Here is a 22,791-nt window from a genome sequence, read left to right as displayed (position 1 = left end):
TCTGCCGCGGCGAAGACCACAGCGAATTTCCCCGGCGCGGCGGCCATGCCGCACCGCCTCGGCCGTCTTGCCGTCGCCAGCCTGCATGCCGAGCTGGCCTGCGCGCCGAAGCCCGGCCTGGTCACGCCGTTCGATCGCGGCAGCCACGACGACATGGACGCGTCCACGTTCCTGCGCAGCCTGTTCGCGCTGCGCGGCTACTTCGTCGCGATCGCCGCCGCCGCCGCGGCCGGTGCGGCGTTCCCCGCGCTGCGCGAACTCGGCATCGGTGCCGAGCGCGCCATGCTGCGCGCCACCGGCGGGGTCAACACCCATCGCGGCGCGATTTTCAGCCTGGGCCTGCTGGTCGCGGCGGCGGCGCGGCTGCGCAGCCGGAATCAGGCGATGCCGGATGGCGTGGCGGTCTGCAACGCCGTCGGCGTCTGGCGCGATGCGCTGCTGGACGCGCCGCTGGACCCGCACAGCCACGGCCAGCGCATGCGCCGCCTACATGGCGTGGCCGGCGTGCGCGAACAGGCGGCCGCCGGCTTCCCGCTGCTGCGCGAGGTGGCGCTGCCGAGCCTGCACGCGGCGTTGCGCGCAGGCCTGGCGCAGGATGCAGCGCTGGCGCAGACGCTGCTGCAGCTGATCGCGCAGACCGACGACCTGAATCTGCTGCATCGCGGCGGCCGCGAGGGGCTGCGCTTCGCGCAACGCCGCGCGCGCGCGTTCCTCGAGGCCGGCGGCGCGGCGCAGCCGGATTGGCGGCAGCAGCTGTCGCGCATCGGCGAGGCCTTCGTCGCGCGCCGGCTCAGCCCGGGCGGCAGCGCCGACCTGCTCGCCTGCGCCTGCTTCCTGCAGCGCCAGGAGGGCGTATGAGTCTGGCGCTGCTGTGCCCGGGACAAGGCGCGCAACATCCGGCGATGTTCGACTACGTCGTCGGCGAACCTGCGGCCGAGGCGGTGCTGGCCGCGGCGGCGCAGGTGCTCGGCGCCGATCCGCGCGCGCTGGCCGGCGACGACGCGCGCTACGACAATGCGATCGCGCAGCCGCTGGTGTGCGCTGCGGTGCTGGCCAATGCCGCGGCGCTGCTGCCGCAACTGTCGACGCCGGCGTTGCTGCTCGGCTACAGCATCGGCGAGCTGGCCGCGCATGCCTTGGCCGGCGGCATGGACGCGTCCGCCTGCCTGGCGCTGGCGGTGCGGCGCGCGCAGCGCATGGATGCGGCCAGCCGCAATGGCGACGGCCTGATCGCGGTGCAGGGTCTGCTGCGCGACGCGGCCGAGGCGCTGTGCGCGCAGACCGGGCTGCATATCGCCATCGTCAACGGCGACGATCACCTGATTCTCGGCGGCCATGCCGATGCGTTGGCGCACGGCGAGCGGCAGGCGCGTGCGCAGCGCGCACGGGTCACCCGCCTGCCGGTGGCGGTGGCTGCGCACACGCCGTTGCTGGCGAGCGCGGCGCAGGCGTTCGCCGCCGATCTGCGCGCCGCGCCGCTGGCGGCGCCGCGCGCCGCGGTGCTGGCCGGCATCGACGGACACCGCATCGGCGACCGCGACGACGCCATCGGCGCCTTGTCGGCGCAGCTGGCGACGACGCTGGATTGGGCCGGAACGCTGCGCCAGGCCGCCGAACGCGGCGCGCGCGTGTTCCTGGAACTGGGACCGGGCGGTGCGCTGGCGCGCATCGCACGCGAGCTGCTGCCGGAGTGCCAGGCGCGCTCGGTGGAAGAGTTCGGCAGCCTGGCCGCGGCGGCGGCCTGGGTGCGGCAGGCGGAGCAACGCATGCAGTGATGCAGCCGTAGCGGCGGGAGGGGGCGGCGATGGGAGCCGTCGCGCCGCAACGGCGGTAGGCAGTTGGCGAACGACCCAGGATGGCGGGTGGCCATTCGCGGCAGTGGTACGGATCCAGCAAGCTCGGGAGGGCGCATGAGTCCACAAATCGCGACGATCATCGGCTTGATCGTCATGTTCATCGTGGCCACGGCGTTGCCGGTCAACATGGGCGCGCTCGCGTTCGCGTTGGCCTTCATCATCGGTGGCGTCTGGGTCGGCATGGACGGGAAGGAGGTCTTGGCCGGATTCCCCGGCGACCTGTTCCTGACCCTGGTCGGCATCACCTATCTGTTCGCGATCGCGCGCAACAACGGCACCATCGATCTGTTGGTGCATTGGGCGGTGCGCGCGGTCCGCGGCAAGATCGTGGCGATCCCGTGGGTGATGTTCGTGGTCACCGCGGTGCTGACCGCCTTCGGCGCGCTCGGTCCTGCGGCGGTGGCGATCATCGGCCCGGTCGCGCTGCGCTTCGCCAAGCAGTACAGGATCAATCCGCTGCTGATGGGCCTGCTGGTGATCCACGGCGCGCAGGCCGGCGGGTTCTCGCCGATCAGCGTGTACGGCGGCATCACCAACAAGGTGGTGGAGAAGGCCGGGCTGGACGTGACCGAGATGGCGGTGTTCCTGACCAGCCTCGGTTTCAACCTGCTGATGGCGCTGATCTGCTTCTTCGCCTTCGGCGGCCTGGCGCTGCTGCGGCGCGAACAGACGCCGTCGCTGGCCACGGCGGAGTACGTGCCGGTGGGCGACCAGTCCTCGCACCGCCAGTTCGCGATCGAAGGCCATGGCGCGTTGCTGTCGGCCGGCGGCGGCACCTTGTCCACCGATCCGGTGGCGCTGGACGCGGTGAGCCTGAACCGCGATCGCGTGCTGACCCTGTTCGGCCTGCTCGGCCTGGGCATCGCCTCGCTGATCTACAACCTCAACGTCGGCCTGGTGTCGATAACCGTGGCGGTGGCGCTGGCGCTGCTGTCGCCGAAGGCGCAGAAGGGCGCGGTGGACGGCATCAGCTGGTCCACGGTGCTGCTGATCAGCGGCGTGGTCACCTACGTGGCGGTGCTGCAGGAGAGCGGGGCGGTGGACTACATCGGCAACGGCGTGTCCGACATCGGCATCCCGCTGCTCGGCGCGCTGCTGGTGTGCTACGTCGGCGGCATCGTCTCCGCGTTCGCCTCCTCGGCGGCGGTGCTGGGCGCGACCATCCCGCTGGCGGTGCCGTTCCTGCTGCAGGGCCACCTCGGCGCGGCCGGGGTGATCTGCGCGCTGGCGATCTCGTCCACGGTGGTGGACGTGAGCCCGTTCTCGACCAACGGCGCGCTGGTGGTGGCCTCGGCCGCGCCGGACGAACGCGAATCGCTGTACAAGCGCTTCCTGATCTACAGCGGCCTGGTGGTGCTGTTCGGCCCGCTGCTGGCTTGGCTGCTGCTGGTGGTGCCGGGGTGGCTTTGAGCTGGGAATGGGGAAACGGGAATCGGGAATGGGTTTAAGCCGTTCCCACGAGCGGATGCTCTACCGGTTTTCTTCTACGGCATCGGCCCTTTGGGGCCGATGTTTTTTTGGGAAGCTGAGTGACGCCGATCGGTCGCGCAGACCGGCTCTTACGACTCCCCATTCCCCATTCCCGATTCCCGGCCCCTCGGCAACGGCGCCGGCACATTCAACTTGCCGCCGGCGGCCACGTACATCGCCAGGGCGTTGCCCTGGCTTTGCAGGTGGCGGTTCATGGTGCGCTCGGCGCCTTCGGCGTCGCCGCGGCGAAAGCAGTCCATCAGTTCGCGGTGTTCGGACAGCGATTGCTGCATGCGTCCGGGCGCCAGCAGCTGGCGCCCGCGGTGCATCTTGAGGATGCGGTGCAGGTCGTGGGTGACGCGGATCAGCCACGGGTTGCCGGCGAATTCCTGCACCGATTCGTGGATCAGGTAGTTCTGCCGGTAGTACTCGGCCAGGTCGCCTTCGTCGGCGGCCTGCTCCATGCGCGCGTGCAGCGTTTCCAGCCGCGCCAGGCCGGCGGCGTCGACCTTGCGCACCGCCTCGTAGGCGCAGCGGCCTTCCAGCAGCGCCATCACCGGGAACAGCTCGTTGAGGTCTTCCAGGTTCAGCCGGGTCACGCGCGCGCCGCGGCCCGGTTCGATCTGCACCAGGCCTTCGGCGGCGAGCAGCTTCAGGCTCTCGCGCAGCGGGGTGCGGCTGATGCCCAGTTCGGCGACCAGTGCCGGCTCGTCGATCCACTCGCCCGGCGGCAGCACGTAGTCGTAGATCTTCTGCCGCAGCCGCTCGGCCACGTCTTCGTACAGCGCCACGCGCTTGCGCGGTGCGCGGGTGTCGGGCGCGAGAGTCATCGGCGGATCGGAACGCTCTGGAGCCTGTAACGGCGATGCAACCATTCTAGCGGCCGGCAGCAAACGCCGTCGGTGCGGCGTTTGCTGCCGGCACAGCCTATTTGCCCTTCTTCTTGTCCGGGCGCTGCGACAGCGCCGACGCCGCGGCGGTCTTGCTGTCCTTTCCGGTGCGTCCGTCCCTGAGCACCTTGGAGGCGGCCTTGCCCGCCTTGTCGCCGGTTTTCTCGTTGTTCGCCATGTGTGGTCTCCACGCTGCCGCGTTTGCGGCAAACCACTGCATGCGCCCGGCCACGTCAATGCCGCGTCACGAAAAAGCGCGGCGATTCACGCGGGTTTGCGCGCCGCCTGGGCAAGGTAGCGGCTGACCAACCAGGAGCACCCCATGACCCCGAGGCGTATCACGACCCGGCTTTCGATTCTCGCGGCACTGGCCGCCGTGGCGCTGAGCGGCTGCGGCAAGCCCGGCGACCAGACCTCGCGCACCGCACCGGCGACCTCGCCGGCGCCGACCGCGGCCCCGGTCGGCGGCGAAAGCGGGCGCGCGCCGATCGCCGGCGACGCTTCGGCCAAGGCGATGCTGCAGGTGCTGGAAGGCAATGCGGTGGCGCTGTCGCAGCAGGCGCTGTCGCGCAACGTCAGCGGCAGCGTCGCCGATTTCGCCCGCGAAGTGGTCGCCGCGCACCACGGCGCCGCGGCCGCGGACGCCGGCAAGGGCGGTCCCGGCGATGCGGAAAAGATCGCCGCGCAGGCGGCCAAGGGCAAGGCGCAGCTGCAGGCGCTGGACCAGGAGAAGGACGATTCGGCGTACATGAACGCCTACATGGCGACCATGGTGCGCAGCTATTCCGATGCGCTGGCGGTGATCGATGCCGAGCTGGTGCCGGCGGCGCAACAGGACGCGACCAAGCAGGAGCTGCAGCAGGCGCGCAAGCGCATCGCCGAGCAACTGGAGCGCGCGCAGGCGCTGGCCTCGGCGCGCTACTGAGCGTAGCCCCTCTCCCCTCGGGAGAGGGGTTGGGGTGAGGGTCCGGCGCGAAAGCGTCTCGCGGAGTTGGATGCACGAGGCTCCGCCCGTACCCTCATCCGCCCCTGCGGGGCACCTTCTCCCGGTGGGAGAAGGGGACAGGCACTAGCCCCTCTCCCGTCGGGAGAGGGGTTGGGGTGAGGGTAAGGCGCGAAAGCGACTCGCCGATCAGGGGACGCGCGGCTTGCGCGGCGCCGGCCGCTCCTCGCGCCCATCCGGATGTCGCGCAAAGCGGTTCGGATCGCGGCCGTGCACCGGCGCCTCGTCCTGCCACGGCCAGCCGCCGAACTGGGTGCGGCGGTAGTCGGCCATCGCCTGGGCGATCTCGGCCTGGGTGTTCATCACGAACGGACCGTGTTGGGCCACCGGTTCGGCGATCGGCCGGCCCTGCAGCACCAGGAACTCGCTTGCCTCCGCGTCGCCGTTGACCAGCTCGACCGCCTGGTCGGCGCGCAACTCGATGGCGGCGTGGCTGCTCACCTCGCGTCCACCCACGGTCACCGCTGCGCCCTTGAAGAAGTACAGGCTGCGGCGCGTGCCGGGACCTTGCGCGGCGGGCAGGGTCCAGCGTGCGCCGGGCGCCATGCGGATCGTCCAGATGGCCACGTCCGCATCGTCCTGCGCCGCCCACGAATCCGGTGGCGGCGCGAGCGGGCCGCCGGCGCTGCCGGGTGCGGCGTCGACCGGGCCGACGCGCCCGGCCACGCAGGCCACGTCGGTGGTGCGGCCGGCGGCATCGGTGGCGGTGAAGCGCGGTACGTCCTGCGCCCAGAACATGGTGAAGTGCGGCGCCACCATCTTGCTGCGTGCCGGCAGGTTGAGCCAGATCTGGAACAGTTCCAGCGGGTTGGGCGCGGTGGTGTCGAGCAGCGGGAACATCTCCGAATGGACGAGGCCCGCACCGGCCGTCACCCATTGCACGTCGCCGGCGCCGAAGCGCGCCACCGCGCCGAGCGAGTCGGCATGGTCGATCAGGCCCTGACGCACGATGGTCACGGTCTCGAAGCCGCGGTGCGGATGGCCGGGAAAGCCGGGGATGCGCTCGCCGTGATACATGCTCCAGCCGTCCTTGCGGCTGAAGTCCTGGCCGATGGCGCGGCCCGCCAGCGACGCCGCCGGACCCATCGCGCCATTGCCGGCGGGGTAGGCATCGTCGTGGTAGACGCAGAACAGGAACGGGTCGATCGTTTCCCACGGAAAGCCAAGGGGCTTGATCTGGACGATAGGGTCGGTCATGGAGAGTTCCTTGGTGCGAACGCCGGCCGAGAGGGAGACGGCAACCCTTCCGATATGGGGCGGGGCCGATCGAACGGAAGGCCGGTCCGAAGGACATCCTGTCCCGCACGGGAAACGCTGGATGCGCCGCCGCCGCATGCATGGCCATGGAGCAGCAGGCACGGGCGGCGCTCCATCCGCCGTTCGAGCGAACGGAGCCGGCATCGGCGCGCAACTGAATGCCGGCTGGGGCGCAGCCGGTCATCCACGTCCGCGCTGCCCGTGCGTCATCGGACTGTCATCTGCCGCGACCAGCATCGCAGGCCTTTCCGACCCTGCGAGCGCCTGGTGCGTCCCGAACCCTTGCCGGCCCTGTCGCGGCTGTTCCTGCAATGGCGGCCGTCGCTGAGCCGTTATTTCCTGCGCCGCCGCGCTGCGGCATGGGATGCCGAGGACCTGGTGCAGGAAGTGTGGCTGCGCCTGCAGCGCAGCGAGGCGCATGCGCCGGAGATCGCCAATCCGGAAGCCTACCTGTTCACCATCGCCGCCAACCTGATGCGCGAGCACGCGCTGCTCAACCAGCGCAGCACGCAACGCGACACCTGCCTGGACGAGGTGCTGGAGCGGCTGGCGGTGCCGTGCGAAGCCGATGCGCAGGTGCATCGCGCGCAGCGCCGGCAGCGCCTGGCCGAACTGATGGCGCGGCTGCCGCCGAAATGCCGCGCGGCGATGGTGCTGCGCTACCGCGACGAACTCGGCTACCAGGACATCGCCGAGCGGTTGCAGATCTCCAGCCACATGGTCAAGAAATACATCATCAAGGGCCTGGCGGTGTGCCGGCAGGGCATGGCGCGCTATGCGTGAGTCGCCGATCGCGGCGGCCGCCGCGGCCTGGTACCTGGCGCAGCGCGAAGCGCCGCTGGCGCCGGTGCAGCAGGCCGAGTTCCTGGCCTGGCTGCGGCAATCGCCCACCCACGTGGCCGAATACCTGGGCATCGCCCATCTGCACCAGGACCTGCAGGCCGCGGCGCACTCGCAGCCGGCCAGCAGCGAACAGCTGTGCGCGCATGCGCGCCACAGCGGCGCGGTGGTGGTGCCGTTGCGGCCCGAGTTCGGCCGCGCGGCGCCGCCGCGATCGCAAGCGGCGCCGGTGCCAGGCAAGCGCGGCCGCAACCGGCGTCGGGCGTTCGGCCTGGCGGCCGTCCTCGCGCTGTCGGCGATCGGCGTGGCCACGCAGCTGGCGGCGCCGCACACGGTCGCGGCGACGGTCTACGCCGCCGCTGCCGATGCCGGGCGCGAGGTGGCGCTGGCCGACGGCAGCGTGGTGCGCCTGGACCGCGGCAGCGCCATCGCCGTGCGCTACGGCGCGCAGCGCCGCGACATCGCGCTGCTGCGCGGCAAGGCGCTGTTCGACCTCGGCCACGATCCGGCGCGGCCGCTGCGGGTCAGCGTCGGCACGCTGGTGCTGCGCGATATCGGCACCGTGTTCGGCGTCGATCAACATGCCGGCGGCACCCGCGTCACCGTGCTGCAGGGGCGCGTGCACGTGCTGCGCGGCGCGCATCCGTGGTGGCGGCGCAGCGCGCTGCCCAGCGAGGGCGCGCAGCTGGCGGACCTGGGCGGCGGCCAGCAGGCGCGGCTGGATCCGCAAGGCCAGTTGCTGGGGCTGGACGCGCATGCCGACATCGCCGGCGCCACCGCCTGGTTGCCGGAACAGGTCGGCGTGCACGACCGCAGCGTGGGCGAGGTGGCGCGGCTGTTCAACGCCTACACCACGCGGCCGTTGCGCATCGCCGACCCGGCGCTGGCCGCGCGCCGCATCAGCGGCGTGTTCCACCTGCGCGATCCGGAGGCCTTCGTCGCCTATCTGGGCAGCCTGCCGAACGTGCAGGTGCACCGCGATGCGCAGGCGGTGACGATCCGCAGCGCACCGGCGCCGATGTAAGAAAAAATTCATGCAAATACCGGTAGCCGCGCGGCGCTGTGCGGCACTCCTAGGTAGGCATGGTCGTCGCGCTGCGTGCGTACGACCGCCTTCCTCTCCCCTCCGGTAGCACGTCCCATGCGCAACACGCTCGTCGTCTCCATCGCCCTGCTGCTCGGCAGCACTTCTTCGCTGCCGGCGTGGTCGGCCCCCATCGCCGCCGCACCGGCGATCGCGCCGATGCCGCTGGACCAGGCGCTGGAACTGTTCGCACGCAACAGCGGCCTGCAACTGATGTACGACCCGGCACTGGCGGCCGGGCAACGCAGCAACGGCGCGCCGGCCGGCCTGGCACCGGCACAGCAGTTGCAGAAACTGCTGGCCGGCACCGGCCTGGACTACCGCATGCCGACGCCGACCACGGTCAGCATCGTGCGCAGCGCCGCGCCGGCGCAACGCAGTGCCGCCGCTCCGCGCGCGCCGCATGCCGCGGCCACGCCGGCGGCCGACAACGGCGACCGCGACGACGGCCCGCGCGAACTGGCGCCGATCAACGTCACCGCCAACAGCGTCGACACGCTGGCGCCCAGCGCCGCGCCGCTGGAGGCAAGCCAGCCGACCTCGGTGATCGACGAACGCTTCATCCGCGACGGCCTGCGCCTGAACGCGAACTACGACGACATCATCAAGTACGCGCCGAGCGTGGTCACCACCTCGCCGGAAGGCCCCGGCCTGGGCAAGAACGAAGGCATCAGCATCCGCGGCTTTCAGGACGGCCAGTTCAACATCACCTTCGACGGCATCCCGTTCGGCGACGCCAGCGACCTGCACCACACCACGTCCGCGTACTTCAACAACCACGTGCTCGGCCAGGCCGAGATCGACCGCGGCCCCGGCGGTGGCGCCACCATCGGCAACGCCACCTTCGGCGGCACGCTGGCGCTGCGCACGCGCAATCCCAGCACGGTGGACGGCGTCACCGTGTACGCCACCGGCGGCAGCTGGGACACCTGGTCCACCGGCGTCAGCGCCGACGAACACATCGGCAACACCCGCGTGTTCGCCGACCTGTCCAAGGAAGCCAGCGACACCTATCTGAAGGGCACCGACGACCGTCGCGAGCACGCCTTCGTCAAGACCGTCACCGAATTGGGCGAGACGACCACGCTGACCTTCGTCAGCAGCTACAACCAGGAGCACCAGAACACCGTGCAGGGCGCCACCCGCGCGCAGATCCAACAGCACGGCTGGCGCTACGGCCTGGGCAACGATCCGACCCTGCAGAACTACACCGGCTACAACAGCGCCGCGTACTACTCCAGCTTCAGCTATCTGGGCCTGAGTACGCGCCTGGGCGACTGGGAGCTCGACAACAAGGTCTACTACAACAGCTTCGACCACACCGCCGCCAAGAGCAGCATCCCCACCAGCGAGAGCGCCGCCGACAACGGCGTGACCTTCTACTCCAGCACCGGCAAGAAGCTGTCCAAGTCGGCTACCGACGTGCCCGGCAAGCTGTCGGACAACGATTTCCATGCCTTCGGCGACGTGCTGCGCCTGGCGCGCGATCTGGGCCCGGGCCAGTTGCAGACAGGCGTGTGGGTGGAGCGCAACCTGGACGAACGCGAGCAGTTGCCGGTGGACATGACCACCGGTGCGGCCAGCGGCACCAAGTACGGCTATCTGTACAACTACCAGCTGCACGACCGCACCGACACGCTGCAGCCGTATGTGCAGTACGACTGGAAGCTGAGCGACACGCTGACCCTCAGTCCCGGCGTGCGCTATTCGCGGGTCGAGCGCGAACTCGATGCGCAGCTCAACAAGAGCACCCCGCCGGCGCCGTCCTACACCAGCGCCAGCTACGACGCGACGTTGCCGTCGCTGAGCCTGCACGATGCCTTCAACGAGCACTGGAGCGGCTACGTGCAGGCCGCGCGCGGCTTCCTGGCGCCGCCGATCGACGTGATCGAACTCAACGGCGCACGCGGCCTGCAGCCGGAGCTGACCAGCAACTACCAGCTCGGCACCAGCTACGCCGCGCGCGGCCTGACCTTCGGCGCCGACGTCTACTACATCGACTTCAGCAACTACATCAGCCAGACCCTGGTCGCCACCGACAGCGGCACCGAGAGCGCTTACGTCAACGGCGGAGGCGCGGTGTACCGCGGCGCCGAGGCCGAAGCCACCTATGCGCTGACGCCGACGCTGAGCCTGTACGCCAACGCCAGCTACAACGAGGCCACCTACAAGCACAGCAGCACCCAGGTCGCCGGCACCCCGCACGTGACCGGGGCATTGGGCCTGCTCTACAACAGCGGCACCGGCTACTTCGGTTCGTTGATGGAGAAAGTGGTCGGCGCGCAGTACGGCGTGGACAACACCACGGACGCCAGCGGCGCCACCGTGTTCGGCAACGACCAGCGCCTGGGCGGCTATGCCAGCCTGGATGCGGCGCTGGGCTATCGCAGCACCCATGGCCCGTACGGCCTGAAGGGCTACTCGATCAGCATGGACGTCAACAACCTGCTGGATCGGCATGCCCTGATCGGCTACGCCGGCGCGCGCTCTTCCGACAACCAGCCGCTGTACTTCGGCCTGGCCGGACGCGGCGTGTTCCTCGACCTGTCGCTGAAGTTCTGAGGCCGGCGGCATGCACCTCTCCATCGAAGCACCCAGGACCGCCACGCTTGCGCGGCGCCGCCTGCATCGCGTGGCGGCGCTGTTGCTGCTGGCCGCGTGGGCATTGCCGGCCGCGGCCGCGCGCGTGCCGGCCGGTACCGCGACGCGCGCCGGCGCAAACGCTCCAGCGCAAGTGCGCCTGACCATCGTGGTGATGCGCCACGGCGTGCGCGCGCCGACCCAGGATCCACAGGCGCTGGCCAGGTACGCGGCGCAGCCATGGCCGCAATGGCCGGTGGCGCCGGGCATGCTCACCGCGCATGGCGCAGCGGGCATGCAGGCGCTGGGCGCGCGTTACCGGCAGCGCTGGCTGAAGGAGGGCGTGCTGGCGCCTGACTGCGGCCAGGCACAGGTGGTGCTGATCGCCGACAGCACGCCGCGCAACCACGCCAGCGCCGCGGCCTTCGGCGAAGGCCTGCAGCCGGGCTGCCGCGCCCGGTATCTAGCGCTGCCGACCGCACAGAACAATCCGCTGTTCCACTACGCGACCGGCAAGGACAGGAACGACGACAAGGACGACGACGCGGTGGCCGCGCCGCTGCATCCGGATGCGGCCACGCGTGCGCGGTTGCGCGCGCTGCAGCAGGTCCTGTCCGGCTGCCGGGGCGCGGCCTGCGCCGCGCAGGCGCCTGGCCAGGACACGCCGCGCCTGGACGATCCGCGGCGCCTGGACGATCCCGCGCAGGCGGCAAAACTGCTGAAGACCGCCGGCAGCCTGGCCGAGAACCTGATGCTGGAATACGCGCAGGGCCTGCCGTTGACGCAGGTGGCGTGGGGTCGCGCCGATGCGACTTCCCTGCAACGCCTGATCGGATTGCACAACGCCTCCTTCGACCACAGCAAGCGCGCCTTGCCGGCGGCGCGTGCCGGCGGCTCCAACCTGCTCGCGCACCTGCTGGCGACAATGCAGGCCGCCGCCGGAGAAACCCCGGCAGTGGCGCCGCTGGCGCCAGCGGACACCCGCGCGCTGCTGCTGCTCGGCCACGACACCAACCTGGCGCATCTGGCCGGCCTGCTCGACGTGCCCGGCCCGGTGCGCGGCCAGCCCGATGCCTATCCGCCCGGCGGCGCGCTGCTGCTGGACCTGGTGCGGCAGGGCGGCCGCGACTATCTGCAACTGCGCAGCGTGGTGCCGACCTTGCAGGCGCTGCGCGACAACCGCTTCGACGGCGACCGGCTGCGCGAGCGGCGCTGGCCGCTGCCGGGTTGCGGCGGCCGATTGCGCTGCCCGTTGGCGGTCGCGTTGCCGGCGCTGCAGGCGCGGCTGGACCCGCAACAGGTGCAGGCCGACGTGCCGGCGTTGACGCCGTGGCCGGTGCAGGCGGCGGCTGGCGATTAGCTAGCGCAGTCCTCGCATCGCGTTGCGCACTTTGTAGGAGCGGCTTCAGCCGCGACAGGATTTATCGGGAATGCCTGTCGCGGCTGAAGCCGCTCCTACAGGGATTTCACGGCATCCCTCCAGTTTCCGAGCGGACGGTGTTTGGTCCGGACGGAACCCTGCGCGCGCCATCACGGATCGCAACGCGGCGAAGGCCGATCATCGCGGTTCCCGCGCTGTGCGCCCGCGTGGCGCTGCGCCGTCTTTGCCCAGGTGCCCGCCATGTCCCCGATGTCCGCCGCTTCGCTCCCCGATTCGATGACCGCGATCGAGATCCGCCACCCCGGCGAGCCGGAGGTGCTGGTGCCGGTGCGCCTGCCGCTGCCGCATCCGGGCCGCGGCGAACTGCTGGTGCGGGTGGCCGCGGCCGGGGTCAACCGCCCCGACGTGATGCAGCGCCGCGGCAGCTATCCGCCGCCGCCCGGCGCGTCGCCGCTGCCGGGACTGGAGTTCGCCGGCGAGGTGGTGGCGTTGGGCGAGGGCGTGGAGCGCTATCGGCTCGGCGATGCGGTGTGCGCGCTGGTCGCCGGCGGCGGCTATGCCGAATACGCGGTGGTGCACGAACGCAACGCGCTGCCGGTGCCGGCGCCGCTGAGCCTGGCCGAGGCCGCGGCGCTGCCGGAGACCTTCTTCACCGTGTGGGCCAACCTGTTCCAGCGCGGCCGCCTGCAGGCCGGCGAGACCCTGCTGGTGCACGGCGGCACCTCCGGCATCGGCAGCGTCGCCACCTTGCTCGGCACCGCGTTCGGTGCGCGCGTGATCAGCACCGTCGGCTCGGCCGACAAGCGCGCCGCCAGCCTGGCGCTGGGCGCGCAGGCGGCGATCCTGTACCGCGAGGAGGACTTCGTCGCCGAGACCCTGCGCCTGACCGGCGGCCGCGGCGCCGACGTGATCGTGGACCTGCTCGGCGGCGACTACCTGCCGCGCAACTACCAGGCCGCGGCGCTGGACGGGCGCATCGTGCAGATCGGCATCCAGCAGGGCAAGGTCCGCGAGCTGGACCTGATGCCGCTGCTGGCCAAGCGCCTGACCCATACCGGCTCGACCCTGCGCGCGCGCTCGGTGATGGAGAAGGCGGCGATCGCGCGCGAGCTGGAGCAGCAGGTCTGGCCGCTGCTGGAACAGGGCCGGATCAAGCCGCAGCTGGACCGCTGCTTCCCGCTGGCCGAGGCGGCACAGGCGCATGCGCGGATGGAATCCAGCGCGCATATCGGCAAGATCGTGCTGCTGACCCAGGCCGGGGCGGGGCAATGAGACCCGGTCGCGGCTGAAGCCGCTTCTACAAGAGCGCGCCTGTAGGAGCGGCTTCAGCCGCGACAGATGCCCACCGGCCCCGTGCCGCTGGCCCTGTTCAAGCGCCACGCCGTATATTGCGCCGCACGCGCGGTGGTCCGCGCTTCACTGCCGGTCCCCCGCGTGCGCCTGCCTTCCCGTTCCGCCGTGCTGCTGCCGTTGTTGCGCCGTTCGCTGCTGCTGCTGTTCCTGTGCCTGAGCGCGGCGGCGAGCGCGCAGCCGCAGGACGAGCCGCAGGCGCCCGACCCGCAGACCTTGCTGAGCGGCGCCGAGCAGACCCTGCAGGACGCGCGGCGCAGCGTGGACAACGCCGACGACCAGGAGTCGCTGCGCAAGCTGATCGGGCAGGTGGCCGATGCGCAGCGCGATGCCGAGGCCGCGGTCGCGGCGCTGACCCCGCAGCTGGCCCAGGTCGATGCGCGGCTGCAGCAGCTCGGCCCGGCGGCGGACGGCGAGGCGAAGGACATCGCCGCGCAGCGCAAGGACCTGGCCAAGCAGCGCGCGCCGCTGGATTCGGGGATCAAGCGCGGCAAGCTGCTGGCGGTGGAGGCCAAGCAGCTCGGCGAGGAAATCGAGAACGTGCAGGCCGAGCACTTCAGCCAGGAGCTGTCGCTGCGTTCGACCTCGCCGTTGTCGCCGTCGCTGTGGCGGCAGATCGCCAGCGATTTCCCAGGCGACCGCGATCGCCTGCTCGCCCTGTACCAGGTGGGCGCAAAGGCGCTGGACGACGCGATCGCCGAAAACGGCGCCGGCGCGCTCGGCATCGGCCTGACCATCGCGTTCGTGCTGCTGTTCCCGCTGCGCTACCTGCTGCGCTGGCTGGGCAAGCGTTACGCGATGTCGCGCGCGCCGGGCAGCCGCCTGCGCCGCTCCGGCCTGGCGTTGTGGTTCCTGTTGCTGGGCACGCTGACCCCCGGCCTGGCCGCGCTGGTGCTGGCCGAGAGCCTGCGCGGCATCGGCGCGGTGCCGACCGCGCTGGAGAGCGTGCTGCGCGGCTTCGTCGTGTACAGCTTCGCCGCCGCGTTCATGGGCTCGCTGGGCGCCAGCGTGCTGTTGCCGAACCAGCCGTCGTGGCGGCTGTTCCCGATCGACGACGCCACCGCGCGGCGCCTGCGCAAGTACACCTGGGCCACCGCGACGCTGGCCTGGGTCAGCAGCATGCTGCTGGTGATCAACCGCGCCAGCCACACCAGCGCCTCGGCGACGGTGGCCGCCGACGGCGTGATCGCGCTGGCGTACGCGGTGCTGATCCTGGCGATCCTGACCAGCCTGTCGCGGCTGCGCCGGCGCCAGTACGCCGAGGCCGCGGCGCAGGCGCTGGAAAACGGCCAGCCGCCGCCGCCGGGGCAGCATGGCGGCGCGCTGGCGCTGGTCGGGGTGCTGGTGCGGGTGGCGGTGGTGGTGGCGCTGCTGGCGTCGCTGCTGGGCTATCTGTACCTGGGCCTGTTCATCACCCGGCAGATCATCTGGATCACCATGATCGTCGGCGCGATCCGCCTGCTGATGACCTTCGCCGACGATTTCGCGCTGTGGCTGTTCGCCAGCGAAGGCCGCATCGGCCGCGCCGCCAACGGGGCGTTCGGCGTGCGCGCCAGCCGCCTGGAGCAGGCGGGGGTGCTGACCTCGGCGGTGCTGCGCGTGTGCCTGTTGCTGATCGGCGTGGGCGCACTGCTGATCCCGTTCGGGACCAACGTCTCGACCATCACCGACTGGTTCTCGGTGCTGTCGCAGGGCATCCCGATCGGCAAGAGCCACCTGTACCCGGGCGCCGTATTGCGCGCGGCGCTGGTGTTGGGCGTGGGCCTGCTGGCGATGCAATACATCCATGGCTGGCTGACCGGGACCTACCTGCCGAAGACCGAACTGGACGACGGTTCGCGCAATTCGGTCAGCACCGTGGCCCGCTATGTCGGCATCCTGCTGGCCGCGCTGTGCGCGCTGGCGGCGTCGGGGATCGAGGTGGCGCAGATCGCGCTGGTGGTCAGCGCGCTGTCGGTGGGCATCGGCTTCGGCCTGCAGTCGATCATCCAGAACTTCGTGTCCGGGCTGATCCTGCTGGCCGAGCGCCCGGTCAAGATCGGCGACTGGGTCAAGATCGGCGACCAGGAAGGCGACGTGCGCAAGATCAGCGTGCGCTCCACCGAGATCCAGGTCGGCGACCGCTCCACGCTGATCGTGCCCAACTCCGAGCTGATCACCAAGACCCTGCGCAACATGACCCTGGCCGGGCCGCTGGGCCGGGTGCAGATCCAGTTCGCGGTGTCGCTGGGCACCAACATGGCCAAGCTGCGCGCGCTGCTGCTGGAACTCTATGCCGCGCATCCGGGCGTGCTGGAGGAGCCGGCGCCGTCGGTGTTCATCGATTCCATCGCCAGCGGCCACGTCACCCTCAACAGTTTCGCCTACGTCGGCAATCCGCGGCTGGTCTACGGCATCCGCAGCGATCTGTTCTTCAGCCTGCTGCAGCGCCTGGCCGACGAGGGCATCGCGCTGGAATCGCCGCAGGAAGTGCGGCTGCTGCGCAAGGAGCCATGAGCGCGGGCAGCGGCGCTTTCACTCTATGCCGGTCCGCGGCGCTGCCCGACCGGGAACGGGTGCGTTCGCTCAGACGCTGAAGTTGAACGCGACCGAGATGCGCGGCCGAGACCCCGTAAACAGGCTGACCGAGTGCAGCAGCCAGGAAGGGAACATGACCAGCGTGCCGCTCTCGGGCGCGATGGAGGTCGTCAATCCGGCACTCAGGCAGCCCGCGATCCGGATCTTGAGTTCCGGGTTGTAGAGCGAGGGCATGACCCCTCTGGGGTCGAGAAACTGGAGTTCTCCGCCAGCCTCCTGGCCATCGTCGCAACCGTCATCCACCCAGTAGACACCCGACCAGAATGCGCCGGGATGCGCGTGTTGCGCGTTCGAATCCCCGGCATTGTTGACATTCGCCCATGCGTTTATCTTCCACTCGAACTCGGGCACGACCAAGCCGTGCTCCGGATGGTAGACGGCGGTCAACGCGTAGGCCAACTCCGTGGCGTACGCGGTCAGCGCCATGGAGCCTTCGCCGCCCCACGCGTTGAAGTCCGAACTGGACTGCCATCCCCCTGAATTGCTGTGGCGCACGCCCGCCGGATTGTCGGCCCTGTTCCGATCGATCTCCTCTTTCAGCATTTGATTGAGACGTTCGGCCGCTGGATGCGCGATTTGAGCCAGGGGTGTGGCAAACAACCGGTGGATCTTGATCTGCTCAGGGACAACGAGTTTCGGATGCAGTGACATGATCGAAGTTTCTGATATTTACTGACGTTTTTTCGACGCGTTAGCCTTGCGGCTTTGCCGGCGCTTCTTCGCATGGCATGGGAAATGTCGTTTTCCCATCGCGCATGCGCAGGCCGCTTTATTCCTTCGTCCATGAGCGCTGATCTGCTGTGCATTGATTCACGCGAAGCCGCAACGGTCGTCGCGATCGAAACCGCTCCGCAGCAAGACGCCGGGCCTCAGTCTAGCGGCATCATTCCGGTGGCGTGTGTCACCGGGCCTCGTGCAGGTCGCGCCACGCTTTTCAGCGGATGCGGCAAAAGGAAGGAGGCGAACGGCGTGCCCATGCATGGGCCGTGCTGCGGGGCGCGCCTGCGCCGGCGTGCCGCTGCCGGGCGTGCCTGCCGTCGGCCATCCGGCGGCGCACGACCTGGCCGCGGGTCTCAGGCGACAAGCAGCGCCGTACCGGCTGGCGACCCGACAAACCCGGCGCGACCCATCCGGGCATCGGCGGCGCGGCCTAGCGCCGCCCGCGCTCTTCGCGGGCGTGCGCGCGCCGGTCGAACAGCACCGCGCTGGCGACGATGCCCAGGCCCAGCGCCACGCCGAGCAGGAACAGCACCATCGCGATGGCCGGATAGCCGAACAGCTTGGCGCCGGTGTCGATGCGCATCATCTGCGTGGAGGCCAGGATCAGCGCGGCGGTGACGATGCCGGCGGCGACGCGGTTGGCGATCTTCTGCAGGCTTTCCATCAGCCGCGATTCTTCCAGCCCGGCCACGCGCACCTGCAGGCGGTTGTCGGCGGCCAGCGACAGGATGTCCGACAGCTTGCGCGGGCCCTCGCGCAGCAGCGCCTGCATCTCCATCGCCTCGCTGGCCAGGTTCGCCGCCGACAGCGATTTCTTCAGCCGCGCGCGCATCACGTGCTGCAGCTGGTCTTCGACCACGCTGCGCGTGTCCAGGTGCGGCGACAGCGCGCGGCACACCGCTTCCAGGTTCAGCAGGGTCTTGCCGAGCAGGCTCAGTTCCGGCGGCGTGCGCAGTCCGTAGGCGGTGGCGATGCGCACCAGGTCCAGCACCACGCGGCCTTCGGAGGTGGCGTCGTGCGCGGCATAGCGCGCGATCATCTGCCCGGTCTCGCGCTGGTAGCGGTCTTCGTCGAAGTCCTCCAGGCGCGTGCTCAGCGCGATGGTTTCCTCGGCCACTTCCTCGCCGCGGCCATCGACCGCGGCGAACAGCAGCTTGAGCAGGCGCTCGCGCAGCTTCGGCGGCACGTGCGCGACCATGCCCAGGTCGAAGATCGCCAGGCGCCCGTCGCTCAGCACGCGCAGATTGCCCGGATGCGGATCGGCATGGATCTCGCCGTGCACGAACATCTGGTCCAGGTAGCCGCGCACCAGCGCCGCGGCCAGATCGTCCATCGGCTGCTCGGTGCGGCGCAGCCCGGAGATCTTGTCCACGCGCACGCCTTCGGCCAGCTGCATGGTCAACACCTTGCGGCTGCTCAGGTCCCAGATCGGCTGCGGCACCCACAGCTGCGGGAACGGCTTGAGGTGTTCGCCGAAGCGCGCCAGGTTCTCCGCTTCGGCTTCGTAGTTCAGCTCGGCCAGCAGCGCCTTGCCGAACTCGGCCAGCCAGTCGGCGAAGCGGATGCGCCGGCCCAGCCCGGTCAGCTTGTCGGCGGCGCTGGCGAAACTCTTCAGCACCTCCAGGTCCGAGCGGACCTGCGCGGCCACCTCGGGCTTCTGCACCTTGATCGCCACCGGCGTGCCGTCGCGCAACGCGGCGCGGTGCACCTGCGCCAGCGAGGCGGTGCCCAGCGGCGTGTCGTCGAACGCGGAGAAGGCCTTGTTGACCGCCACGCCGAGTTCGGCCTCGACGATCTCGCGGATGCGTTCCACCGGGATCGGCGCGGTGTTTTCCTGCATCCGCTCCAGCGCGGTGGCGAATTCCGGCGGCACCACGTCCGGACGCGTGGACAGCATCTGCCCGAGCTTGACGAAGGTCGGGCCCAGCGCTTCCAGGTCGGTGACGAACTGCTCGGGCGTGCCTTCCGGCGGCAGTTCGTGCACGCCGTCGGCGGCGTCCATGTCCATGCCGGAGAACACCCCGGAACTGCGGTAGCGCAGCAGCAGGCGCAGGATCTGGGTACGGCGGCTGAGGCCGCCGACTACCTGCGTGGTCTCCGCAGCGTCGGGCGTCGCGCTCAAGGTCAGGCTCCAGGTAGGCAGGGAATGCGGTGGCCAGTGTGGCCGGGGCGGGGTCGTCGCCCAGTGAATCCGCCGGCGGTGCGGCGGCATTGGCGACCAGGGGGCGGAGCGTGCCGGCGCAAGTGCGGCGGCTGCTCTAGACTTTCGCGTCCAGGCACAGGCTGCCGCTACCCAGGATTCGTCATGCTGTTTCGCTCCGCGCGCGCCGTTCCCGTTCCCATGCGTGCCGTGTGGCGCTGCGGCCTGGTCTTGCTGGGGGCGCTGGTGTCGGCGACGGCGGCAGCGGAGACGGATCGCCATGCCGACGAGGGTTTCGACGCGCAGGCGTTCGCCGGCAGCGAACACGTCACCTACAAGGTCCAGGATTTTTCCGACCGCTACCGGGCGACGCTGGAGGTGGAGGCGAGCGAGGAGGTGTTCCGCCCCGGCATCATTCGTGTGTTCGCGCGCGGCGGCACCACGCCGTTGATCGAGGTGGCCTCGCCCGAGCTGGTGCTGGACACCGACGCCAAAGGCGGCAAGGTCAAGGCCAACGTGCACCAACTGCCGTACGGCGAGCAGAGCGTGCTGATCTACGACGATTTCAATTTCGACGGGATCAAGGACCTGGCGCTGATGGACGGGCAGAACAGCTGCTACCACGGCCCGTCGTACCAGGTGTACCTGGGTACCGCCGATGGCTTCGCGCCGAGCCCGGAGTTCACCGAACTGGCGCAGAGCAATTGCGGCCTGTTCCAGGTGGATGCGAAGGCGCGCGAGATCCACACCATGACCAAGGATGGCTGCTGCTGGCACCAATTCGCGGTGTACACGGTGCGCGACGGCAAGCCGTTGCTGCAGCGCGAGCTGGTCGACGACGCCAGGGCCGAGGGGCCGGGATTGACCCAGGAAACGCGCTATCGCGACCAGGGCGGCAAGCGCGTGGCGCAGGAGCACTACCTGTGGGACGAGGAGGGCGGCACGGCGCTGGGCACCCGCAAGATCCTGCTCGAATTCCGCCTGGCGCCGTCCGGCAAGCGCATCGTGGTGTTCGCCAACGATGGCGATGGTGCGTCCGGCAATCCGTATTACGTGGCGATCGGCGCGCAGCAGCAGGTGGAGCTGCTGTATCCGGATGGCGAGGAGGAAACCTTCGCCTACGATGCCGCGCGGCACACGCTGAGCTTCGCCCGCGCCGCCACCACCTATCGCATCGTCGGCGACGCCAAGGGCGTGCCGCAGCGGATGGAGGTGGTCGTGCACGGCAAGACCCAGCCGTTGGCGCTGCAGCCAGGTTCGGCGCATGGATCGCTGCAGGCGGTGGCGCAAGCGCTGCGGGCTGCCGCGGCGGCCGCGGCGCAGTAGCATCGGCGCCCGCGGCACCCACGCACCGCAGTTCCTTGTAGGAGCGGCTTCAGCCGCGACAGGCGGTCTCGGTAGAGCCTGTCGCGGCTGAAGCCGCTCCTACAAAAAGCGGCAGCGTTGGCCTCAGGTCGCGAAGCCGTCGGGGCCAGGCAACGGGCCAGCTCCGTTTACAGGTTCGCCGCCCGTCTGGCAGAGGGCGCTCCCGGCGGTCACCGGCCCCACGCCGCGAAGGTGCGCGCCACCGCAGCATCGACGCCTGCTGCACCCACGCACCGCAGTTCCTTGTAGGAGCGGCTTCAGCCGCGACAGGCATTCTCCGTAGAGCGTGTCGCGGCTGAAGCCGCTCCTACAAAAAAGCGGCAGCGTTGGCTTCAGGTCGCGAAACCGTCGCGCTTCCCGGCTTTGTTCGTTGCGACTGAAGTCGCTCCCACAGGGACCTGTCACGCGCCGGCTGGGTGCACTGTGGCAGGGACTTCAATCCCGACTGCGTCCGAGGCCAGGCAACGGGCCAACTCCGTTCGTCGCGGTTGAAACCGCTCCTACGCGCCCGTCTGGCGGAGGACGTTCCCGGCGGTCACCGGCCCCACGCCGCGAAGGCGCGCGCCACCGCCTCGGCGCCTGGATCGACCACGCCGCGCAGCGCGTCCGCCGGCACCGCGGCCGAGCGGCCGGCGCGGGCCTGGCTCAGCTGCGCGGTGGCATCGGCGCCGGCACGTGCCGCGCGCGCCGCGTCGTCGGTGCCGCCGCCGCGCGCCAGGGCCTCCAGCGCCGGCAGCAGCGCGTCGAGCATGGTCCGGTCGCCGCGCTGCGCGCCGCCGTAGTGCTGCATCCGCGCCACGCCGGCCTGCAGCGCCGGCACCCAGCCGTGCCCGGCCTCCAGTTCGGTCGCGGCGGTGGTGAACAGGATCGACAGCAGCACGCCGCTGGAACCGCCCATGCTGCGTTCGATCGCCGCCGCCAGGCCGTGCGCCAACGGTGCGGCCGCGCCGGTCGCCAGCGCGTCCTCGTCCAGCGCCTGCTGCAGGGCGCGGGCGCCGGCGGCGAAGGTGCTGCCGGCATCGCCGTCGCCGGTCTGCGCGTCGAGCGCGTCCAGCTCCGCCTGCGCGCCGATCAGCGCCTGCGCGACCCGCGCCAGGGCCGCGCCGCGGTGCGGGTCGCGGACGCCGTGCCGGTGCGCGTCGCTGCGCGACAAGGCCGGGGTGAACTGGATGGGCGCGTGCGGCACGCGCACGCCCGGCCAGCCCAGGGTCTGCACCGGCGCGCGCAGTGCGGCGAGCACGTCGGCGTCGGCCGGCGCCAGGGTGATCGAGAAGCCGTGCATGTCCATCGAGGTCATCAGCGCCGCCGGCAGCGTCATCAACGCGATCCGCTCGGTACCGATGCGCTGCAATGCCAGCCGGGTCAGCACGCCCAGTTCTTGGGTGGAGCAACCGCCCAGGTCGTTGAGCATCAGCAGCAGCGGCGCGTCGGCGCCGTAGCGCGCATCGGCCTGCGCCAGCAGCGGCTCCAGCACCAGCGCCAGCGCCTCCTCGACCGAGGCCGGCTGCACCTTGCGCGTGCCCGGCTCGTTGTGGATGCCCAGGCCCAGCTCCGGCGCGCGGCGGCCGGCGTGCTGGCCCGGCACGGTGCAGCTGGACAGGGCCATGCCCAGCGATAGCAGGCGGTCGGCGAAGGCCTGGCCGCGCCGGGCCAGCTCGGCCAGCGGCACGCCTTCGCGGGCCAGGTGGCCGACGTACTTGTGCACCAGCACCGTGCCGGCGAGGCCGCGCGGCTGTGCGGCATCGGGCAGGGCGATGTCGTCGGCCACCAGCACGCTGGCCACGTCGATGCCTTCGGCGCGGGCGCGCTCGGCGGCCAGCCCGAAGTTGAGCCGGTCGCCGGTGTAGTTCTTGATCACCAGCAGCACCCCGGGCGCGTCGGCGCAGGCGCGGATCGCGGCCAGCACCGCCTCCACCCCCGGCGAGGCGAACAGGTCGCCGGCGATGGCGCCGCTGAGCATGCCCGGGCCGACGAAGCCGGCATGCGCCGGCTCGTGACCGGCGCCGCCGCCGGACAGCACCGCGACCTGGGCGGGATCGCGCTCGGCCTGCAGCACGATGCGGGTGCCGCTGGCGGGGTCCGAGCGCAGCAGCGGTTGCAGCGCGGCGACGGCGTCGAGCACGTCGTCGACGATCGCGCGCGGGGCGGTGAGGAACTGGTCCATGGGGGTCCTTCGCGGTGGCAGGTGTCTGCCGCGTACGCTAGCCGAGCCGGCGTTATGCGCGGCTGAGGCCCGGCGGCGGCGATCACGCACCGGGCCCGCGGAATCGACGAGAAT

At 70.8% G+C, this 22,791-nt stretch carries 17 protein-coding genes; 11 read left to right on the top strand and 6 right to left on the bottom strand.

The window, feature by feature from the left end; translation table 11 throughout:
- The first annotated feature begins 45 nt into the window (after positions 1 to 45).
- From mdcB to AB8810_RS21910, 3 genes are all read left to right on the top strand, one after another.
- Positions 46 to 858, top strand: coding sequence for a triphosphoribosyl-dephospho-CoA synthase MdcB (mdcB, locus tag AB8810_RS21920; protein ID WP_369914883.1), 813 nt, complete (start codon positions 46 to 48; stop codon positions 856 to 858).
- Positions 855 to 1,775: an acyltransferase domain-containing protein gene (locus AB8810_RS21915; RefSeq protein WP_369914882.1), complete on the top strand. Its 921-nt coding sequence runs from the start codon at positions 855 to 857 to the stop codon at positions 1,773 to 1,775. The genes mdcB and AB8810_RS21915 overlap by 4 nt, the downstream gene beginning before the upstream one ends.
- Before the next feature lie 135 nt (positions 1,776 to 1,910).
- Positions 1,911 to 3,266 (top strand): SLC13 family permease, encoded by a 1,356-nt coding sequence (locus AB8810_RS21910; RefSeq protein ID WP_369914881.1) that lies wholly within the window; start codon positions 1,911 to 1,913, stop codon positions 3,264 to 3,266.
- Positions 3,267 to 3,415: 149 nt separating this feature from the next.
- Here AB8810_RS21910 and AB8810_RS21905 read toward each other — a convergent pair whose 3' ends face one another.
- A complete protein-coding gene (locus AB8810_RS21905; protein WP_206259501.1) occupies positions 3,416 to 4,156 on the bottom strand; it encodes a GntR family transcriptional regulator in 741 nt (246 codons plus the stop codon).
- A gap of 97 nt (positions 4,157 to 4,253) precedes the next feature.
- Positions 4,254 to 4,394: a hypothetical protein gene (locus AB8810_RS21900; RefSeq protein ID WP_191826200.1), complete on the bottom strand. Its 141-nt coding sequence runs from the start codon at positions 4,392 to 4,394 to the stop codon at positions 4,254 to 4,256.
- A 144-nt stretch (positions 4,395 to 4,538) separates the two neighbouring features.
- On the opposite strand from AB8810_RS21900, the gene AB8810_RS21895 reads away from it, so the two are divergent.
- Complete coding sequence (locus tag AB8810_RS21895) at positions 4,539 to 5,141, top strand: DUF4142 domain-containing protein (RefSeq protein WP_369914880.1); 603 nt, start codon at positions 4,539 to 4,541, stop codon at positions 5,139 to 5,141.
- Positions 5,142 to 5,348: 207 nt separating this feature from the next.
- Here AB8810_RS21895 and AB8810_RS21890 read toward each other — a convergent pair whose 3' ends face one another.
- The gene (locus tag AB8810_RS21890) at positions 5,349 to 6,416 is read right to left on the bottom strand and encodes a pirin family protein (RefSeq protein ID WP_369914879.1); all 1,068 of its coding nucleotides are present in this window, start codon (positions 6,414 to 6,416) and stop codon (positions 5,349 to 5,351) included.
- Positions 6,417 to 6,743: 327 nt separating this feature from the next.
- On the opposite strand from AB8810_RS21890, the gene AB8810_RS21885 reads away from it, so the two are divergent.
- From AB8810_RS21885 to AB8810_RS21860, 6 genes are all read left to right on the top strand, one after another.
- Positions 6,744 to 7,259: an RNA polymerase sigma factor gene (locus tag AB8810_RS21885; protein ID WP_179569285.1), complete on the top strand. Its 516-nt coding sequence runs from the start codon at positions 6,744 to 6,746 to the stop codon at positions 7,257 to 7,259.
- Entirely contained in the window at positions 7,252 to 8,340 is a 1,089-nt protein-coding gene (locus tag AB8810_RS21880) for a FecR family protein (protein ID WP_369914877.1), read from the top strand. Before AB8810_RS21885 ends, AB8810_RS21880 begins: the two co-directional genes overlap by 8 nt.
- Before the next feature lie 117 nt (positions 8,341 to 8,457).
- Positions 8,458 to 10,962 (top strand): TonB-dependent receptor domain-containing protein, encoded by a 2,505-nt coding sequence (locus AB8810_RS21875; protein ID WP_369914876.1) that lies wholly within the window; start codon positions 8,458 to 8,460, stop codon positions 10,960 to 10,962.
- Positions 10,963 to 10,972: 10 nt separating this feature from the next.
- Positions 10,973 to 12,340 carry a histidine-type phosphatase gene (locus AB8810_RS21870; protein WP_369914875.1) on the top strand — a complete coding sequence of 456 codons (1,368 nt, stop codon included), beginning with the start codon at positions 10,973 to 10,975 and terminating at the stop codon, positions 12,338 to 12,340.
- A gap of 261 nt (positions 12,341 to 12,601) precedes the next feature.
- Positions 12,602 to 13,633, top strand: coding sequence for an NAD(P)H-quinone oxidoreductase (locus tag AB8810_RS21865; protein WP_369914874.1), 1,032 nt, complete (start codon positions 12,602 to 12,604; stop codon positions 13,631 to 13,633).
- Between the two features lie 186 nt (positions 13,634 to 13,819).
- Complete coding sequence (locus AB8810_RS21860; RefSeq protein ID WP_369916701.1) at positions 13,820 to 16,207, top strand: DUF3772 domain-containing protein; 2,388 nt, start codon at positions 13,820 to 13,822, stop codon at positions 16,205 to 16,207.
- A 69-nt stretch (positions 16,208 to 16,276) separates the two neighbouring features.
- On the opposite strand, the gene AB8810_RS21855 is transcribed toward AB8810_RS21860, so the two are convergent.
- Both AB8810_RS21855 and AB8810_RS21850 read right to left on the bottom strand, forming a co-directional pair.
- Positions 16,277 to 16,939 (bottom strand): TIGR02466 family protein, encoded by a 663-nt coding sequence (locus AB8810_RS21855; RefSeq protein ID WP_369914873.1) that lies wholly within the window; start codon positions 16,937 to 16,939, stop codon positions 16,277 to 16,279.
- A 499-nt stretch (positions 16,940 to 17,438) separates the two neighbouring features.
- A complete protein-coding gene (locus AB8810_RS21850) occupies positions 17,439 to 19,130 on the bottom strand; it encodes an AarF/ABC1/UbiB kinase family protein (protein WP_179569271.1) in 1,692 nt (563 codons plus the stop codon).
- Between the two features lie 183 nt (positions 19,131 to 19,313).
- On the opposite strand from AB8810_RS21850, the gene AB8810_RS21845 reads away from it, so the two are divergent.
- Positions 19,314 to 20,474: a hypothetical protein gene (locus AB8810_RS21845; protein ID WP_369914872.1), complete on the top strand. Its 1,161-nt coding sequence runs from the start codon at positions 19,314 to 19,316 to the stop codon at positions 20,472 to 20,474.
- 574 nt (positions 20,475 to 21,048) lie between these two features.
- Here AB8810_RS21845 and AB8810_RS21840 read toward each other — a convergent pair.
- Complete coding sequence (locus AB8810_RS21840; RefSeq protein WP_369914870.1) at positions 21,049 to 22,677, bottom strand: dihydroxyacetone kinase subunit DhaK; 1,629 nt, start codon at positions 22,675 to 22,677, stop codon at positions 21,049 to 21,051.
- Positions 22,678 to 22,791 lie beyond the last annotated feature (114 nt).

This window comes from Xanthomonas sp. NCPPB 3005 (assembly GCF_041228095.2).
Classification (GTDB): Bacteria; Pseudomonadota; Gammaproteobacteria; order Xanthomonadales; family Xanthomonadaceae; genus Xanthomonas_A; species Xanthomonas_A bonasiae.
Note: the sequence above shows the minus strand (reverse complement) of the source record. Positions and strands in the feature narration are given on the sequence as shown.

Excerpts from the sequence above, each read along its gene's own strand:
- mdcB (WP_369914883.1), top strand. The coding sequence starts at position 46 with ATGCCGCACCGCCTCGGCCGTCTTGCCGTCGCCAGCCTGCATGCCGAG.
- AB8810_RS21915 (WP_369914882.1), top strand. The coding sequence starts at position 855 with ATGAGTCTGGCGCTGCTGTGCCCGGGACAAGGCGCGCAACATCCGGCG.
- AB8810_RS21910 (WP_369914881.1), top strand. The coding sequence starts at position 1,911 with ATGAGTCCACAAATCGCGACGATCATCGGCTTGATCGTCATGTTCATC.
- AB8810_RS21905 (WP_206259501.1), bottom strand. The coding sequence starts at position 4,156 with ATGACTCTCGCGCCCGACACCCGCGCACCGCGCAAGCGCGTGGCGCTG.
- AB8810_RS21900 (WP_191826200.1), bottom strand. The coding sequence starts at position 4,394 with ATGGCGAACAACGAGAAAACCGGCGACAAGGCGGGCAAGGCCGCCTCC.
- AB8810_RS21895 (WP_369914880.1), top strand. The coding sequence starts at position 4,539 with ATGACCCCGAGGCGTATCACGACCCGGCTTTCGATTCTCGCGGCACTG.
- AB8810_RS21890 (WP_369914879.1), bottom strand. The coding sequence starts at position 6,416 with ATGACCGACCCTATCGTCCAGATCAAGCCCCTTGGCTTTCCGTGGGAA.
- AB8810_RS21880 (WP_369914877.1), top strand. The coding sequence starts at position 7,252 with ATGCGTGAGTCGCCGATCGCGGCGGCCGCCGCGGCCTGGTACCTGGCG.
- AB8810_RS21875 (WP_369914876.1), top strand. The coding sequence starts at position 8,458 with ATGCGCAACACGCTCGTCGTCTCCATCGCCCTGCTGCTCGGCAGCACT.
- AB8810_RS21870 (WP_369914875.1), top strand. The coding sequence starts at position 10,973 with ATGCACCTCTCCATCGAAGCACCCAGGACCGCCACGCTTGCGCGGCGC.
- AB8810_RS21865 (WP_369914874.1), top strand. The coding sequence starts at position 12,602 with ATGTCCCCGATGTCCGCCGCTTCGCTCCCCGATTCGATGACCGCGATC.
- AB8810_RS21855 (WP_369914873.1), bottom strand. The coding sequence starts at position 16,939 with ATGTCACTGCATCCGAAACTCGTTGTCCCTGAGCAGATCAAGATCCAC.
- AB8810_RS21845 (WP_369914872.1), top strand. The coding sequence starts at position 19,314 with ATGCTGTTTCGCTCCGCGCGCGCCGTTCCCGTTCCCATGCGTGCCGTG.
- AB8810_RS21840 (WP_369914870.1), bottom strand. The coding sequence starts at position 22,677 with ATGGACCAGTTCCTCACCGCCCCGCGCGCGATCGTCGACGACGTGCTC.